Origin of the sequence: Streptomyces sp. NPDC096339 (assembly GCF_044762985.1) — a bacterium.
Classification (GTDB): domain Bacteria; phylum Actinomycetota; class Actinomycetes; order Streptomycetales; family Streptomycetaceae; genus Streptomyces.
In genome coordinates, this window is the sequence record NZ_JBIWFI010000012.1 from 71,684 (window position 1) to 85,474 (window position 13,791).

13 protein-coding genes are annotated in these 13,791 nt (G+C 73.2%); 8 read left to right on the top strand and 5 right to left on the bottom strand.

Going from position 1 to position 13,791, the window contains the following annotated elements:
• Positions 1 to 238: 238 nt before the first annotated feature.
• Positions 239 to 976, bottom strand: coding sequence for a DUF1838 family protein (locus ACIQ5Y_RS17960; RefSeq protein WP_403880772.1), 738 nt, complete (start codon positions 974 to 976; stop codon positions 239 to 241).
• Positions 977 to 1,200: 224 nt separating this feature from the next.
• Between ACIQ5Y_RS17960 and ACIQ5Y_RS17965 the strand changes: the two genes are divergently transcribed.
• The 3 genes from ACIQ5Y_RS17965 to ACIQ5Y_RS17975 all read left to right on the top strand — a co-directional run bounded on the left by ACIQ5Y_RS17965 (position 1,201) and on the right by ACIQ5Y_RS17975 (position 3,620).
• Positions 1,201 to 2,193 (top strand): DUF1996 domain-containing protein, encoded by a 993-nt coding sequence (locus tag ACIQ5Y_RS17965; protein ID WP_403880774.1) that lies wholly within the window; start codon positions 1,201 to 1,203, stop codon positions 2,191 to 2,193.
• Positions 2,194 to 2,286: 93 nt separating this feature from the next.
• Entirely contained in the window at positions 2,287 to 2,898 is a 612-nt protein-coding gene (locus ACIQ5Y_RS17970; RefSeq protein WP_403880776.1) for a sigma-70 family RNA polymerase sigma factor, read from the top strand.
• The gene (locus tag ACIQ5Y_RS17975) at positions 2,895 to 3,620 is read left to right on the top strand and encodes an anti-sigma factor family protein (RefSeq protein ID WP_403880778.1); all 726 of its coding nucleotides are present in this window, start codon (positions 2,895 to 2,897) and stop codon (positions 3,618 to 3,620) included. Before ACIQ5Y_RS17970 ends, ACIQ5Y_RS17975 begins: the two co-directional genes overlap by 4 nt.
• 410 nt (positions 3,621 to 4,030) lie before the next feature.
• Here ACIQ5Y_RS17975 and ACIQ5Y_RS17980 read toward each other — a convergent pair whose 3' ends face one another.
• Positions 4,031 to 4,762 carry a hypothetical protein gene (locus ACIQ5Y_RS17980; protein WP_403880779.1) on the bottom strand — a complete coding sequence of 244 codons (732 nt, stop codon included), beginning with the start codon at positions 4,760 to 4,762 and terminating at the stop codon, positions 4,031 to 4,033.
• Between the two features lie 193 nt (positions 4,763 to 4,955).
• Between ACIQ5Y_RS17980 and ACIQ5Y_RS17985 the strand changes: the two genes are divergently transcribed.
• From ACIQ5Y_RS17985 to ACIQ5Y_RS17995, 3 genes are read left to right on the top strand one after another with little or no spacing between them, the layout of a single operon-like run.
• Positions 4,956 to 5,879, top strand: a complete 924-nt coding sequence (locus ACIQ5Y_RS17985) for a RimK family alpha-L-glutamate ligase (RefSeq protein WP_403880781.1) — start codon at positions 4,956 to 4,958, stop codon at positions 5,877 to 5,879.
• On the top strand, positions 5,876 to 6,685 hold the full coding sequence (locus tag ACIQ5Y_RS17990) for a RimK family alpha-L-glutamate ligase (protein WP_403880783.1): 810 nt from the start codon (positions 5,876 to 5,878) through the stop codon (positions 6,683 to 6,685). Before ACIQ5Y_RS17985 ends, ACIQ5Y_RS17990 begins: the two co-directional genes overlap by 4 nt.
• A gap of 51 nt (positions 6,686 to 6,736) precedes the next feature.
• A complete protein-coding gene (locus ACIQ5Y_RS17995) occupies positions 6,737 to 7,591 on the top strand; it encodes a DMT family transporter (protein WP_403880785.1) in 855 nt (284 codons plus the stop codon).
• A gap of 12 nt (positions 7,592 to 7,603) precedes the next feature.
• On the opposite strand, the gene ACIQ5Y_RS18000 is transcribed toward ACIQ5Y_RS17995, so the two are convergent.
• From ACIQ5Y_RS18000 to ACIQ5Y_RS18010, 3 genes are read right to left on the bottom strand one after another with little or no spacing between them, the layout of a single operon-like run.
• Positions 7,604 to 8,212 carry a hypothetical protein gene (locus ACIQ5Y_RS18000; protein WP_403880787.1) on the bottom strand — a complete coding sequence of 203 codons (609 nt, stop codon included), beginning with the start codon at positions 8,210 to 8,212 and terminating at the stop codon, positions 7,604 to 7,606.
• Between the two features lie 28 nt (positions 8,213 to 8,240).
• A complete protein-coding gene (locus ACIQ5Y_RS18005; RefSeq protein ID WP_403880788.1) occupies positions 8,241 to 10,082 on the bottom strand; it encodes an AMP-binding protein in 1,842 nt (613 codons plus the stop codon).
• A gap of 44 nt (positions 10,083 to 10,126) precedes the next feature.
• Entirely contained in the window at positions 10,127 to 10,576 is a 450-nt protein-coding gene (locus tag ACIQ5Y_RS18010) for an ATP-binding protein (RefSeq protein ID WP_403880790.1), read from the bottom strand.
• Between the two features lie 228 nt (positions 10,577 to 10,804).
• Here ACIQ5Y_RS18010 and ACIQ5Y_RS18015 point away from each other — a divergent pair, with 228 nt between their 5' ends.
• Together ACIQ5Y_RS18015 and ACIQ5Y_RS18020 are read left to right on the top strand one after the other, a co-directional pair.
• Positions 10,805 to 11,758 carry an alpha/beta hydrolase fold domain-containing protein gene (locus ACIQ5Y_RS18015; protein ID WP_403880792.1) on the top strand — a complete coding sequence of 318 codons (954 nt, stop codon included), beginning with the start codon at positions 10,805 to 10,807 and terminating at the stop codon, positions 11,756 to 11,758.
• Between the two features lie 152 nt (positions 11,759 to 11,910).
• Complete coding sequence (locus ACIQ5Y_RS18020) at positions 11,911 to 12,645, top strand: phosphatase PAP2 family protein (protein ID WP_403880793.1); 735 nt, start codon at positions 11,911 to 11,913, stop codon at positions 12,643 to 12,645.
• The last annotated feature ends 1,146 nt before the right edge of the window (positions 12,646 to 13,791 follow it).

Sequence of the window (13,791 nt, forward strand, 5' to 3'; positions counted from 1 at the left end):
TACCGACGGTCCGCCGGGCGGCGCGGATTCACGCCATGTGGGGTTGGCGTGGGGTCCGACCGGCCCGGGGGAAGATCGCCGATGGGCAGACAGTAGGCAACGGGCCGATGAACTGGATACGGGGAAAACCCTTGTCGGGCCCCCCGGAGATCCCCCTGCCGGGAGAGGGCGCGGCGTCCCGGGGGAGGTTCGGCGGGGTGTGCACCGGTTGGGCGGCGGGTGTACCGGTGCGGCGGCTTCAGTGGGGACGGGCGAGTTTGCGGAAGTACGTCCAACTGGTCTCGTTCGGCTCGGTCCACTTCTCCGGGGCGTGGGCGAATTCCGGGTGGCGGGCCGCGATGTAGGCGCGGGTGCGTTCGGGCACCTCGTCGTAGGAGGCGAGTTTGCGGCCCCGGCAGTGGAAGACGAGGCCGCCGGGCCGCTGCCCCCGTTCCATCCAGGGCAGCCACGGGGACATCCGGGTCCACGACAGGGTGGCGGGCACGCTCGGCGCGTCGGTGGTGGTCACGTCCGCCGGGGCGAAGTACTGGAAGAGTCCCAGCGCCCGGTAGGTGTCGTCCGCGGAGTTCAGCGGGAACTCGGCGACCGGCAGCGGCGAGGGGTAGGCGAGCGGGATCTCCAGGCTGAAGCAGACCTGGTCGCCGAGCTCGGTCATGGGGACGGGGAACGGCCGCAGCCGCAGGTTCGCCGGATCGTTCCAGACGTGGACGACCGGTTTGTCCTGCCAGGTCTCCATGATCTCCCGGGTCACGGGGTCCAGGTAGAACGCCGCTTCCCGGTTCAGCAGTTGCCAGGCCCCGGATTCCCCGTCGGGCAGGAGCCGGGCGACGCTGACCCCTTCGAAGCCGAAGAGGCGCCGGTACGGCTCCCCCGGTTCCCACGAGTGGACGTCGCCGGACCACCAGAGGGTGACTTCTTCGCCGTCGAGCGACGCGCGGGTGCGGGCGAGGGCGTTCACGAGCTCGGCAGGTGTCATGGGTCGTACTGTGCCGCACCCTCCGGGCGGACCGGCAAGAGCGCGTTCGGCCAACACCCGGTGCGGGCGGGGCGGGTGGTGGGGCGCACGGGCGGGATCACGGCCGGTCCGCGGCACGGGCGCGGCGGCCGGCGGTACGACCTCCCGGGCGGTGCGCCGCAGTCGGCGCCCGGCATGCGGATGCCAGGTTGACGCCGGTGGCGGCACCGGCAACCGTGACGGCCATGGGGAACGAACGCCGACTGCTCACCGTCGTCATCTGCCTGGTGCTGGGCGGCGGGCTGCTCGCGGCCGTGCTGGGCGCCTCGCGGGCGTCCGGTCCGGGGCACGCTCCGGCCGGGCCGGCATCCTCCGACTACGTGGACATCAGGGAGGTTTCCCCCTCCTCCGGCACCGACCCGGCCACCGGGCCCGACGGCTCGGCGGGCTCGGTGACGGTGGAGTGCGGACGCAACGGGGAGGGCCACTACAACGAGGACAACCTGGTGGTCTCCCCCGGGGTGCGGGCCGGCGCCCACCACACGCACGCGTACGTCGGGAACCTCTCCGCGGACGCGATGTCCACCGACGCCTCCCTTGACGCGGCCGCCACCAGTTGTACGGGCGGCGACCGGTCCACGTACTACTGGCCGGTGCTGCGCCGCACCGACCGTCCGGGCACCCGCCCGTCCGAGACCTCGGCGGGTCACGGAAACGCGGGCGAGATCCTGCCGGAGGCCTCGGTCCGGGTGGAGTTCCGCGGGAACCCGGTCGGCAAGGTGGTGGCGATGCCCCGGTTCCTGCGCGGGATGACGGGCGACGCCGTGGCGTTCACGGCAGGTGTCGGCGCCGACGTCCGGGCCCGCTGGGGCTGTTCCGGCTCCCCCGACCGCTCCACCACCCGCTACCCGCGCTGCCCGGCGGGCGAGTTCGTCACCCGCACCCTCGTCTTCCCGAGCTGCTGGAACGGACTGGACACGGCGAGCGCCGGACACCGCTCTCACCTGCGGTTCCCGGAGGCGGGCGGCGTCTGCCCGCGGGGCACCTTCCCCGTGCCCGAACTCCGGCTCACCCTCGCCTACGAGGTCCCGGCGGGCGCGCCGATCGCCCTCGACTCCTTCCCCGAGCAACGGCACAGCCCCAGGACGGACCACGCCATGTTCGTGAACGCGATGACCGACGGGCAGATGGCCGGGGTCGTCGACTGCCTCAACGCCGGTCGCGAGTGCCACACCTGAGCACGGCGCGAGTGACGCACGTCACCTGAACCGCTCGCGCGCGGACGGCGTGTTCCGACCGCACGACCAAGCGAGGAAGACGGAGAGGGCGATATGGCCGGACCATTGTGGCCCCGCACTCGGCGGGGCTCGACCGACGAGGCACTGATCAAGTCGGTGTACGAGGAGCACGGTCACGCCCTGCTCGCGTACGCCACGAGGCTGACCGGGGACCGGGCCGCCGCCGAGGACGTGGTACAGGAGACCCTCATCCGCGCCTGGCGGCACTCCGAGGTCCTGGTCAACGGAAAGGGTTCGGTGCGCGGCTGGCTGCTCACCGTGGCCCGCAACATCATCACCGACCGCTACCGGGCCAAGGCCGCACGGCCGCCCGAGGTCTCCGGAGCGTCGGCCGCTCCCCCGGTGGAGGCGGACCACGCCGAATCCGTGGTGGACACCATGACGGTCCTCGGCGCCCTCGACCGGCTGTCCCCGGAGCACCGGGACGTGCTGACGGTGCTGTACTACCGGCAGTTGAGCGTCGCGGAGGCCGCCGACAGCCTCGGCATCCCCGCCGGTACGGTCAAGTCGCGTTCGCATTACGCGCTCAAGGCCCTGCGCGAGCTCTTCGTCGACGCCGGTGCGAGGGATGACGGTTTCAGAGACGGCAAACGATCGGGCAGGCCGCCCCAGCAGCCCGCCGGACTGCGTGAGGTGGTGGCATGAACGGGCAGCGGCACGAGGAGGAACTCCTCGGCCCGTACGTCCTTGGCGTACTGGACGACGAGGACGTCCGCCGGGTCGAGGAGCACATGGGCGGATGCGTGGGGTGCCGGGAGGAGGTGGCCGCGTTGAGGGAGATGGAGGCGGCACTGGGCGAGGTGCCCGCGGAAGCGTTCCTGGACGGTCCCCCGCAGGGCGGTGATCTGCTGCTCCAGCGCACGCTGCGGCAGGTGCGCGGCGAACTGGAGGGCAGGCGGCGCCGGCGCACAGGGCTCGTGTCCCTGGCCGCGGCGGCCTCGCTGGCCGCCGTGTTCTGGGCGGGTACGCAGCTCGGCTCCGGCGACGAGGGGGCCCTGGCGGTGCCTCCGGTGCCGTCCCCGACGGTGACGACGGCCCCTTCGACTCCCGTGCCCGGGACGAAGGTGGTCTCCGCGACGGATCCGGGCACCGGGGCGCGCCTCACCGTGCAGATGACACCCGCGGCGAAGTGGGTGAGGCTGAACGCGGCCGTCACGGGAGTGCCGCCGGGCGAGCGGTGCCGGCTGGTCGTGGTCGCCAAGGACGGCACGCGCACCACCGCGGGCGGCTGGGTCGTGGGCAGTGCCCAGAACGGCGAGGGCAAGGGCGCCTCGCTGGACGGCTCGGCGGCCGTGGACCCGGCGGACGTCCAGCAGATCCTGGTCGAGAACGAGGCGGGCCGCGCGTTCGTGTCCGTACGGGTCTGACGGGCACCGCGGGGCGGGCGTGACGGAGCCCGGGAGCATATCCAGCTCCCGGGCTCCTGTGTGCCACCCAGTTGCGCACACCGGCACGTTTAAGAGTCGCGGATCATTCTTAGATCGATGTGTTCTGCCATTGAACTACCGCGCCACGAGGAGAGGCGCAGAGGGGACTTGAACCCCCATCCATCGATGATCGTCCACGCTCGGTCGATCCGGTGTTCGGCGGCGAATACTGAGACTGGAGCGAGAATCTGAGATTCATGGGGCCGCCTCTACCGGCTTGGGCCACCCCGGCTCGTAGTGCCGGGGGAGGGATTCGAACCCCCAACTGACACCCCTGGTTCAGCTTCGACATTCAGTTTCAGCTTGCGCTCTCGCGCACCCCCTGCACACAACAGGGGGCGATCATGGGGCTACCTGAACAGGTAGCCGAACACCGCGTCGCCGACCCGCTGGTCGGTCACCTCGGTGCTGTTGGCCTCCTCGCGGGCGTACTTCACGGCCTGCTGGAGCTTCTCCACGCGGTCGAGGAGCTCGTTGACGCGGCGGGCGGGGAGGGAGCCGGAGAACTTCACGGTCGTCCAGTAGCCGACCGGCACGTCCTCGTAGTAGACCTCGACCTGCGCCGGGTGCTTCTCGGTGGCCTCGGCCTTCACGTGGTTGCGCGGCACCTTCTTGGTGCGGACGGTACGCACCGGATCCGTCTTCCAGGAGTCCGTGGACGGGTCCAGGTTCCATGACTCGGAGGCGTCGAGCACCGGCAGCTTGCGCACGAAGGTGTGCAGGTCGGTGAGCTGCTTCTCGAGGAAGAGCAGGTAGGGGACGGGCACCTGGGGCAGCAGGACGTTCCCGTCCACGACCACGTCGGCGGCCGCGCTGCGGTTCGCCCAGTCCTTGGTCGCCGTCACGTCGAACAGCCGCGTCAGCGTTCCCGCCGTGGCGCGCAGCACGTCTTCCGCCTTGATCTGCACCCGGGTGGACTCGGGCGGCAACTGCTCGCCCTCTTCGTCCTTGGGCTGGTACGTCCGCGAGATACCGGCCAGCAGGGCGGGCTTCTGCACGTCGTGGTGAGCCTGGGTGAGCTCCGAGAGGGACTTGGACTTGACGCCCTTTTCGACTGCGATGATCTGATTCAGCTTCGGCACGCGATCAACGTAGCAGCCGCTTGTCCGATGATTCACCAGGTTTTTCGCCCGGTTCGCCGGCAGATGCCGCGGACCGGCGCCATGGCCCCCGAGCAGGCCCGGACCGATCATCACATTGCGGTCCATGACATCCTGTGGCGTCACAACTCGCCGGACGGGATCGGCGGACGTCCGGGGAATATGGGGAAGGTCCATGAGGCTCTGCTTCCTGGTGGAGGAGCACTACCGCCATGACGGCATGCCGAACGAGGTGATCCGGCAACTCACCGCGTGGGGACACCGGGTCGACGTGGTGCGGCCGGGCGGTTCGTTGCTGCGCATGAGCGAGGCGGTCGACACGGGCGCGCACGACGCCTGGGTGCTGAAGACGGTCTCCGGCGGTCCCGGGCTGACCCTCCTCGAAGCGGCGGCCGCGGCCGGGATGACCACGGTCAACGACGCCCGTTCGATCCGGGGGGTACGGGACAAGGCGCTGGCCGCCGCCATCGGGCGCGGCAAGGGGCTTCCGCTGCCGGTCACCTACGCGGTGGCCGGCCCCGAACTGCTGCGGGAGATACCGGAGGCGGAGTACCCCCTCGTCGTCAAGCCCGCCGACGGCAGCTCGGGGCGGGCCGTGCACCTGGTGTCCTCGCCGGAGCGACTGGAGGCGATGCTCCCCGCGCTCGCGGGCGAGGGCATGCTCATCGCGCAGCCGTACGTACCCAATCGCGGTACGGACATCAAGGTGTACGGGGTCGGCGGCGAACTGTTCGCCACCGAACGCTGTTCCCCGCTGCACCCGGACCCGGCCGTGCGGGAGCGGCAAGTGCCGCTGTCGGCGGAGGTGGCGGCGATCGCCGCGCGGGTGGGAGAGGTGTACGGGCTCGATCTGTTCGGGGTGGACGTGCTGCTCGGGCCGGACGGGCCGGTGGTCGTCGACGTGAACGACTTCCCGAGCTTCCGCCAGGTGCCGGACGCGGCGGCGCGGGTGGCCGCGGCGGTCCTGGAACTGGCACGGGCGGGCTCGGCGCGGACGCCCGCCGTCCCCTGCTCCCTGCCCGTGTCGATCCCGGTACAGACGACCTCGGCACAGGCCCCGTCGGGCCAGGTCTCCGCCCGGGCGGGGGAAAGCGCGTGAGGATCGGCCTGATCACCCCGGAGCCCGGGCATCCGCTGCTGGCGGCCGCCGCCGCCCTCCTCGGAGCCGAGCACACCGTCGAGGTGCTCGACCCGGGCGCCCCGGACCCGGCTCCCGACCGCCCCGCCGACGTGTACCTGCTGAAGTCGCGTACCGAACGGGCGCTGGAGCTCGCCCGGGAACTGGAACGCCTCGGCTCGGCCGTGGTCAACTCCGCCGCGGCCACCGCGCTGTGCCAGGACCGGACCCGGATGGGGGAGCTCGCCCTCGGCGCCGGTCTGCCCTTCGCCACCACCCGTACCCACGACTCGCTCTCGGCGTGGGCGTCGGCCGCCGTGCTCCCCTCCCCCGTGGTCGTCAAGAGCCGGCGCAGCCGCCGGGGCGACCTGGTCGCCCGGGTGGACGACGGTGTCCAGCTGGGGCGGTTGGCCCTGGACTGGCCGCACGAGCCGGTCGTGGTGCAGGAGTTCGCCCCCAACAACGGCTGGGACCACAAGCTCTGGGCGATCGGGGACCAGGTCTTCTGCGCGCTGCGCCGCTCCGAGCTCTCACCCGGGGGCCGGGGCCCCACCCGGCCGCTGCCCCTGGACGAACTGCCCGCAGGGTGGGCCGATCTGGTGCGGGAGACCGGCGCGGTGTTCGACCTGGAGGTGTACGGGGTGGACATCATCGACGTCGGTGACGGGAAGCCGCTGATCGTGGACGTGAACGCCTTCCCCGGCATCCGCGGCCAGGCCGGCGCCCCCGAGGCCCTGGCGGCGCTCGCCCTGCGGCGCGCGACCGGACGGACCCGCGCCACCCGATAGGCGGGGGTGTCGCGGGCCGTGCCCGGCGCCGCGATGGCCGAGGATCGGGGCATGGGCGTCGTCCTGCCGGTCCTCTGCGCACTGTTCGCGGCGTTCTCCAACGCGCTGGCCACCGTGCTCCAGCGGCGGGCCGCGCTCACCGTGCCGCAGAGCGAGGGCTTCCGTTTCGGCCTGATCCTGGACCTGCTGCGGCGCCCGCTGTGGATCGGCGGGATCCTCGCGGTCATCGCGGCCGGGGTCGGCCAGGCCGTGGCGCTGGGCACCGGCGCCCTGGCGCTCGTACAGCCCTTGTTCGTCCTGGAACTGCCGCTGGCCCTGCTGATCGCCTCGCTGTTCACGCGCCGGCGGCTGCCGGGAGCCCTGTGGCTGGCGGTCGCGATCCTGGTCGTCGGGCTCGGGATCGCGATGGCGGCCGCCTCGCCCGAGGGGAACCGTACGCACGTCCCCTTCGACCGGTGGGTCCTGGCCCTGGCGGCGTGCGCGGCGGCCGTCACGGCGCTGGCCGTGGCGGGGCTGCGGCGCCCGCCGGGCCGGGCTCGGGCCGGATGCCTGGGCGCGGCCACGGCCGTCTGCTACGCGCTCACGGCCGCCCTGATGAAGTCCGCCGCGCACCTCCTCGACGAGGGCGGTGTCGTCGCGTTCCTGACCGCCTGGGAGACGTACGCCTTCGGCGCGACCGGCATCTGCGCCCTGCTGCTGCTCGAACACGCCATGCAGGGAGGCCCGCTGGTCGCCTCCCAGCCCGCCCTCACCCTCGGGGACGCGAGCGTGAGCGTCGCACTGGGCGTGCTGCTCTACGAGGAGCACCTGCGCTCGCAGTGGTGGCTGCTCCCCCAACTCCTGGGCGTGGCCCTCATCTGCACGGGAGTCCTGGCGGTGGCCAGAGCGGGTGAGGGCGCGCCCTGACCCGCCGGGAACTCAGCTCCCGGGGCCGACCAGGCGGCGCACGGCGGCGCGCTGCCATCCGGTGAGGCGGACGACGATCCACGGCATGACGAAGAACGCGACCACTCCGGCCGCGAAGTGCAGCGCCACCGCCCCCAGCGGCGTCGGCCCACCCCACGCGGGGTTGGGGTAGGGCTCCCAGCCCCAGATCGGGTAGGTGAGGTTGCGCGCGCAGACGATGACCCAGCCGGCCGCGGCCACGAACGACAGCGTGGACAAGGCCGTGTTCACGAGGAAGAACAGGAAGCCGCTCCCCGGGCCCTTGCCGGCGCGCGGTGCGACGGTCTCACCGAAGAAGACGCGCAGCCGCATCCGTTCGAAGGACGGCCCGACCACGGCGACGCCCGCCAGTGCCACGATCAGGATCAGGGGGCCGAGCGCCGGGTGTCCGCTCTCCTGTGCCGCCTTCATCACGTACTGGAGGACGAGGACCACCGCGAGGGCGAGCGGCAGGAGCAGGGCGAACAGCATGTGCCGCCAGGTGTCGCGCCGGAAGGGCAGGGCGAGCAGCCCGCGCATGACGGAGCGCGGATCCGTCGCGGATGGGGCGACCGCCGGAGGAGGACTCTGAGAGGGCGTCATGACGGGCATGATCACTCGGAGAAATGGATCATGGCAATGAGATTCCGAAGCCCGGACGAGCACCAGGGGAGGTGCCGTTCGGCCGTGTGCCCGGCGGAGCCTCACGCTCCTGCTCCGGCGGCACGACGGGTGCCGGGCCGGTGGATGCCGGGCCGGCGGGAGCTACGCCGGCGGGTGCCGGGCCGGCGGATGCCGCGCCGGTGGAAGATGCGTCAGTGGGTGCCGCGCCAGCGGGAGACTCCTCGCCGCGGGCGCGTTCGCGCAGTGCGGCGCGGCGGAGCTTGCCCGTGCCGGTGCGCGGGAGTTCCGTCACGAACTCCACGGAGCGCGGGTACTTGTACGGGGCGATGGCCTGCTTGACGTGTGCCTGGAGCGCGCGGACCGTCGCCCCGCCGGCCGGGACCCCGGCTCGCAGGACCACGTACGCCTTGACGAGCGCGCCGCGCCGCTCGTCCGGTGCGCCGACGACACCGCACTCCGCCACGTGCGGGTGGGAGGCCAGGGCCTTCTCCACCTCCGGGCCGGCGATGTTGTGACCGGAGGAGACGATCATGTCGTCGCTGCGCGCCATGTACCGGAAGTACCCGTCGGCGTCACGGACGCAGGTGTCGCCGGTGATGTTCCAGCCTCCCCGGACGTACGAAGCCTGGCGCGGGTCCGCGAGGTAGCGGCAACCAGTGGGGCCCGTCACGGCCAGGAGGCCGGGCCGGCCGTCGGGGACGGGCCGTCCCAGCTCGTCGACGACGGCGGCGCGATAGCCGGGGACGGGACGGCCGATCGCCCCGGGCCGGATGTCCTCGTCCGCGGCGGAGACGAAGACGTGCAGCATCTCGGTGGAGCCGATGCCGTCGATGATGCGCAGACCCGTCGCGGCGTGGAACGCGCGCCACACGGAGGCGGGCAGCGGTTCTCCGGCGGACACGCAGCGCCGCAGCCCGGTCAACCGGCCCACCGCGCCGGCCGCCAGGATCGCCCGGTAGGCGGTGGGCGCGGTGAAGAGCACGGTGACGCCGTGGGCTTCGACCAGGCCGGCCAACCGCTCGGGGGCCGGCTGCTCGACGAGGAGCACCGAGGCCCCGACCGCGAGCGGGAAGACCACCAGTCCGCCGAGCCCGAAGGTGAAGGCGAGCGATGGGGTGCCGGTGAACACGTCGTCCGGGCGGGGGCGCAGGACGTGCCGGGAGAAGGTGTCGGCATTGGCCAGTACGTCCCGGTGGAAGTGCAGGGTCGCCTTGGGGCGGCCGCTCGTACCGGAGGTGAAGGCGATCAGGGCCACGTCGTCGGCGGCCGTGGCCACGGCGGTGAAGCGGCCGTCCTTGGCCGCGCACCGAGCGGTCAGATCGGCCGGCCCGGAGGCTCCGTACGTGAGGACGGGCAGGTCCGGCGTGGCACCGGGGCGGCGGATCGCGTCGAGTTCCTCGGTGTAGCGGTGGTCGCACACGGCGAGGGCGGGCCGGCTGATGTCCGTCAGCTCGGCGAGCTCCGCGGCGCGCAGCAGCGGCATGGTGGTGACGGCGACGCCGCCCGCCTTCAGGACGCCCAGCCAAGTGGCCACCAGCCAGGGGTTGTTGGGGCCGCGCAACAGGACCCGGTTGCCGGGAACGAGGCCGAAGTCCTCGGTGAGCACCCGCGCGACCCGGTTGACGCGTTCGAGCAGGTCTCCGTAGCTCCACCGCTCGGTGGGGGTCAGCAGACAGGGCCGGTCGGGTCCCCACCGCCGGACGGCCTCGTCCAGCAGCCGCTGGGCGCAGTTGAGCCGGTCCGGGTAGTGCAACTCCGGCAGGTCGAAGTGGAGTTCGGGCCAGAGGGTGGCGGGCGGGAGCCGATCACGACAGAACGTGTCGACGTGCGCGGACGGGGAGAGCTCCATGGGACGGCACCTCGGTCGGGGCGGCGGGGAAGGGGCGGCCCGGTTCAGAAGGCCGGGATCCGCACGCGTACGGACTTCCCGGACGCGTCGGCGGTGACGGTGAGCCCGCCGCCCAGCTCGGCGGTCAGCAGCTGGACGAGCAGCAGTCCGCGCCCGTCCTCGGACTCCGGGTCGAGCTCCAGCCGGGGCGAGGGCAGCCGGGGCAGCGTGGCGCCCTGGTCGGCGACCTCGAGGCGGAACCAGCCCCCGCCGCAGCTCAGGCCGATCCGCATCCGGCCGGTGCCCGAGTGCCGGACCACGTTGCCGACGAGCTCGCTCACCGCCAGCAGGAGGGCTTCGGCCGCGTGGACGGGGACCCGCCAGCTTTCGAGGATGGCCCGCACACGGGCTCTGACCTGGGGAACGTGCGCGGCGACGGGGTCCGCGACCCAGTGGACGAAGCTGCGGACCGTCTGGGGCGCGGGTATGGCGCAGCTGCCGGTGGTGACGTGCATGACGTGCTCCCGGGGTGGGAAGGCGCCGCAGCCGCTGGGTTGGCTCGTGCAACTGATCTCGAAGCCCGATCACCTCGGGGCTTGTCGTCAGCGGAAATGCGTCGCTAGAGTCCTTGATTACACGTGTAACACGCTACGCACACCCCGGCGACCCGCGCAAGCATTTCGGACAAACGTTACGGAATCCGCCCCGTCCGCCGGACCCCACCCCGCATTGGAAGGGCCGCAATGACCCAATCCCCTCCGGCCGCGTTCGACACCGCCGACATGACCTGGCCACCGCCGCCGTACCAGTCCCCCGTACCGCCCGTCGCCGGTACGGACGGCGTCCGGCGCTTCGACGGGATCACGTACGCGACCACCCCCGGCTACCGTCCCCGGCTGCTCGACGTCCAGGTCCCGGCCGGCGAAGGGCCGTTCCCCGCGGTCGTCTGGATCCACGGCGGCGGCTGGCTGGACGGCGACCGCCGCTACCCGCCGCCGACCGTGCCCGCCGCGCTGCTGCACGGGGCGGTGCTGGGTGCGGGTCTCGCTCTCGTCTCCATCGACTACCGGCACAGCCTCGAGGCGCCCTTCCCGGCCCAACTGCACGATGTGAAGGCCGCCATCCGCTACGTCCGCCGCTTCGCCGGCGCCCTCGGCATCGACCCGGACCGCATAGGCGTCTGGGGCGAGTCGGCGGGCGGCCACCTGGCCGCGCTGGCGGGGCTCGTCGGCCCCGGCAGCCCGCACGGCCCGGCGCTGGAGGGCGCTCACGGCGTGGGCTCCGGCGACACAGGGGTGCTGGCCGTCGTCGACTGGTACGGGGTCTCCGACCTGGTCGCCCTCTCCCGCCACCCCATGCCGGCGATGCCGTCGGAGGTCGAGTTCCCCGACCCGTACGAGGCCCTGCTGGGCGCCACGGTGGACGAGCGCCCCGATCTGGCGCGGGCCGCGAGCCCGGTGACGTACGCGCAGGGCTCGAACCCGCCGCCGTTCCTGCTGGTGCACGGCACCCAGGACGGCCTGGTTCCGTACAGCCAGAGCGAGGCACTCGCCGTGGCGCTCACGCGCGCCGGGGGCGAGGTGGCCCTGCGGCCCGTCGACGGCGCGGACCACATCTTCCTCGGCTCCCCGGACATCGCCTCCATCGTCGACGAGAGCGTGGCCTTCCTGGCACGGCACCTCGGCACGCGGGCCTGACACCGGCTGCGGTACCGGCCCCAGCCCCGGGACCGGTTCCGGCGCTCCAGGGCGGGGGTGCGACTCGGACCGCGCCCCCGCCTTCCCCTCACCCCCGAACGGCACACGGCACACCCGGCTCGCGGCCACTCCCGCGGCCGCGAAAGGCAGTCATGTCCAGCATTCCGGCCACCATCCGATCCACCAGACCCCGCAGCGGCGCGGCGACGCGCAGCACGGGAGTCCTCGTCCTGTCCCTCGTCCTTCTCGGGGTTGCCGGGCTGGCGGCGCTCGTCGTCCGCTCGGACGTCACGAATCCGCCCTTCCAGGGGCTGGACGACCGGTGGCTGACCTGGATGGGCGGTCCGCACGAGGGTCCGTACGCGGCCCTCGCCGCGGCCCTGAACCTCTTCGGCGGCCCCGTCGGCATCGTGGTCCCGCTCGCCCTCCTGGCCTTCCTGCTGGTCCGCGGGCGGTGGATGTCGGCCGGCTTCCTGCTCGCCGTGTACCTCGGCGGCAACCTGCTCGTCGTGCAGACGCTCAAGAACCTGGTGGACCGGCCCCGCCCCGCGAACCCGCTGGTCCGCGTCGACCACGGCTCCTTCCCGTCGGGCCACGCGGCCACGGCGGCCCTGCTGGTGGTGGCCGTCGGCGTACTGCTCGTCCCGGTGGCCCGGCGGCGGACCTGGTGGCTCGGGGGCGCGGTCTTCACCCTCGCCATGATGTGGAGCCGGACCTGGCTGCACGCGCACTGGATCAGCGACACCGCGGCCGGAGCGGCCGCCGGCGCGGGGGCCGGTCTGCTGGTCTGGTGGCTCTTCCAGCCCGCGCTCGCCCGGGAGCGGGCGCGTGTCCACGGCCGTCGGGGGGCGGCCGTGGACACACCGTCGGTGAGCCAGGGCGGCTGAGGCCGAGTGCCGCCCCGGCCTGTACCGGGGCGGCGCCGGCGCGGCCGAGGGCGCGGCGGCGCTCGGCTGCGCCAATGTGTTGATCTTTCCGGTGGCGCGCTCAAGTCGAATCCACGAACCGGAGGAGCCGGGGGAAGCTCGACTTTCCGTTTGGGGCATCACCCGGTTGGTTCTTCGAGGAGCAGCGCATGTGTCCTGAAACCCGGACGAGGTCCGCTCTCGGCCCGCTCCCCCGAAGCCGAAAATGGCTCGTGGGCGGGGCGATGGCCTCGTTGGCTCTGGTCGCGGTGGGGCTGGCGAGCCCCGCGGTGGGCGTGGCGAAGGGCTTCGAGAAGCCGGCCGGCAACAGCACGGTGGCCGTCTCGGGTCGGGACGACGGCTGCCAACACCACCGTCCCCACGCGAGCGGCACCCACGCCGTGACGCGAGCGGCTCTCGGGGGCGAGCACGACCCGTGCGCGAAGGGCGCCACGGGCCCGGCGGGCCCGCCCGGGGCCACTGGCCCGCGGGGCGCAACGGGCGTGACGGGCGTGACGGGCCCCACCGGAGCCGTGGGTGCGCCGGGTGCAACCGGCGCCACGGGTCCGGTCGGAGCAACCGGACCCGCCGGCACCGCAGGGGACCCCGGCATCGACGGCTTCGCGGGCGCAACGGGCACAGCCGGTGCCACTGGCCCGCGGGGCGCAACGGGCCCGACCGGGGCCGCCGGCGCGACGGGTACTGCCGGAACCGCGGGCGCCACGGGCCCGGTCGGTGCAACCGGAGCAACCGGCGTCGCAGGCCAGACCGGCGCCCCGGGAGCCACCGGCCCCATGGGCGCAACCGGCGACCCCGGCGACCCCGGCGCGACCGGAGCCACAGGCGTCGCAGGCCGAACAGGCGCCACCGGCCCGACAGGCACCACAGGCGAGACCGGCACAACCGGGGCAACCGGCCCCACGGGCGTAGCAGGCGAAACCGGGACCCCCGGCACCGACGGCGCAACCGGCCCGACGGGCGCAACCGGCGAGACCGGCCCCACAGGCGCGACCGGCGTTGCCGGCCGGACCGGCGCCACGGGAGCCACCGGCCCGACGGGAGTGGACGGAGCAACCGGCGAGACCGGCCCCACAGGTGCAACCGGGCCCACCGGCGAGACCGGCCCCA

Bases quoted from the DNA above. Each gene is read 5' to 3' on its own strand.
- ACIQ5Y_RS18015 (WP_403880792.1), top strand. From the start codon at position 10,805: ATGACCCAATCCCCTCCGGCCGCGTTCGACACCGCCGACATGACCTGG.
- ACIQ5Y_RS18000 (WP_403880787.1), bottom strand. From the start codon at position 8,212: ATGACGCCCTCTCAGAGTCCTCCTCCGGCGGTCGCCCCATCCGCGACG.
- ACIQ5Y_RS18005 (WP_403880788.1), bottom strand. From the start codon at position 10,082: ATGGAGCTCTCCCCGTCCGCGCACGTCGACACGTTCTGTCGTGATCGG.
- ACIQ5Y_RS17975 (WP_403880778.1), top strand. From the start codon at position 2,895: ATGAACGGGCAGCGGCACGAGGAGGAACTCCTCGGCCCGTACGTCCTT.
- ACIQ5Y_RS17960 (WP_403880772.1), bottom strand. From the start codon at position 976: ATGACACCTGCCGAGCTCGTGAACGCCCTCGCCCGCACCCGCGCGTCG.
- ACIQ5Y_RS17995 (WP_403880785.1), top strand. From the start codon at position 6,737: ATGGGCGTCGTCCTGCCGGTCCTCTGCGCACTGTTCGCGGCGTTCTCC.
- ACIQ5Y_RS18010 (WP_403880790.1), bottom strand. From the start codon at position 10,576: ATGCACGTCACCACCGGCAGCTGCGCCATACCCGCGCCCCAGACGGTC.
- ACIQ5Y_RS17970 (WP_403880776.1), top strand. From the start codon at position 2,287: ATGGCCGGACCATTGTGGCCCCGCACTCGGCGGGGCTCGACCGACGAG.
- ACIQ5Y_RS18020 (WP_403880793.1), top strand. From the start codon at position 11,911: ATGTCCAGCATTCCGGCCACCATCCGATCCACCAGACCCCGCAGCGGC.
- ACIQ5Y_RS17965 (WP_403880774.1), top strand. From the start codon at position 1,201: ATGGGGAACGAACGCCGACTGCTCACCGTCGTCATCTGCCTGGTGCTG.
- ACIQ5Y_RS17985 (WP_403880781.1), top strand. From the start codon at position 4,956: ATGAGGCTCTGCTTCCTGGTGGAGGAGCACTACCGCCATGACGGCATG.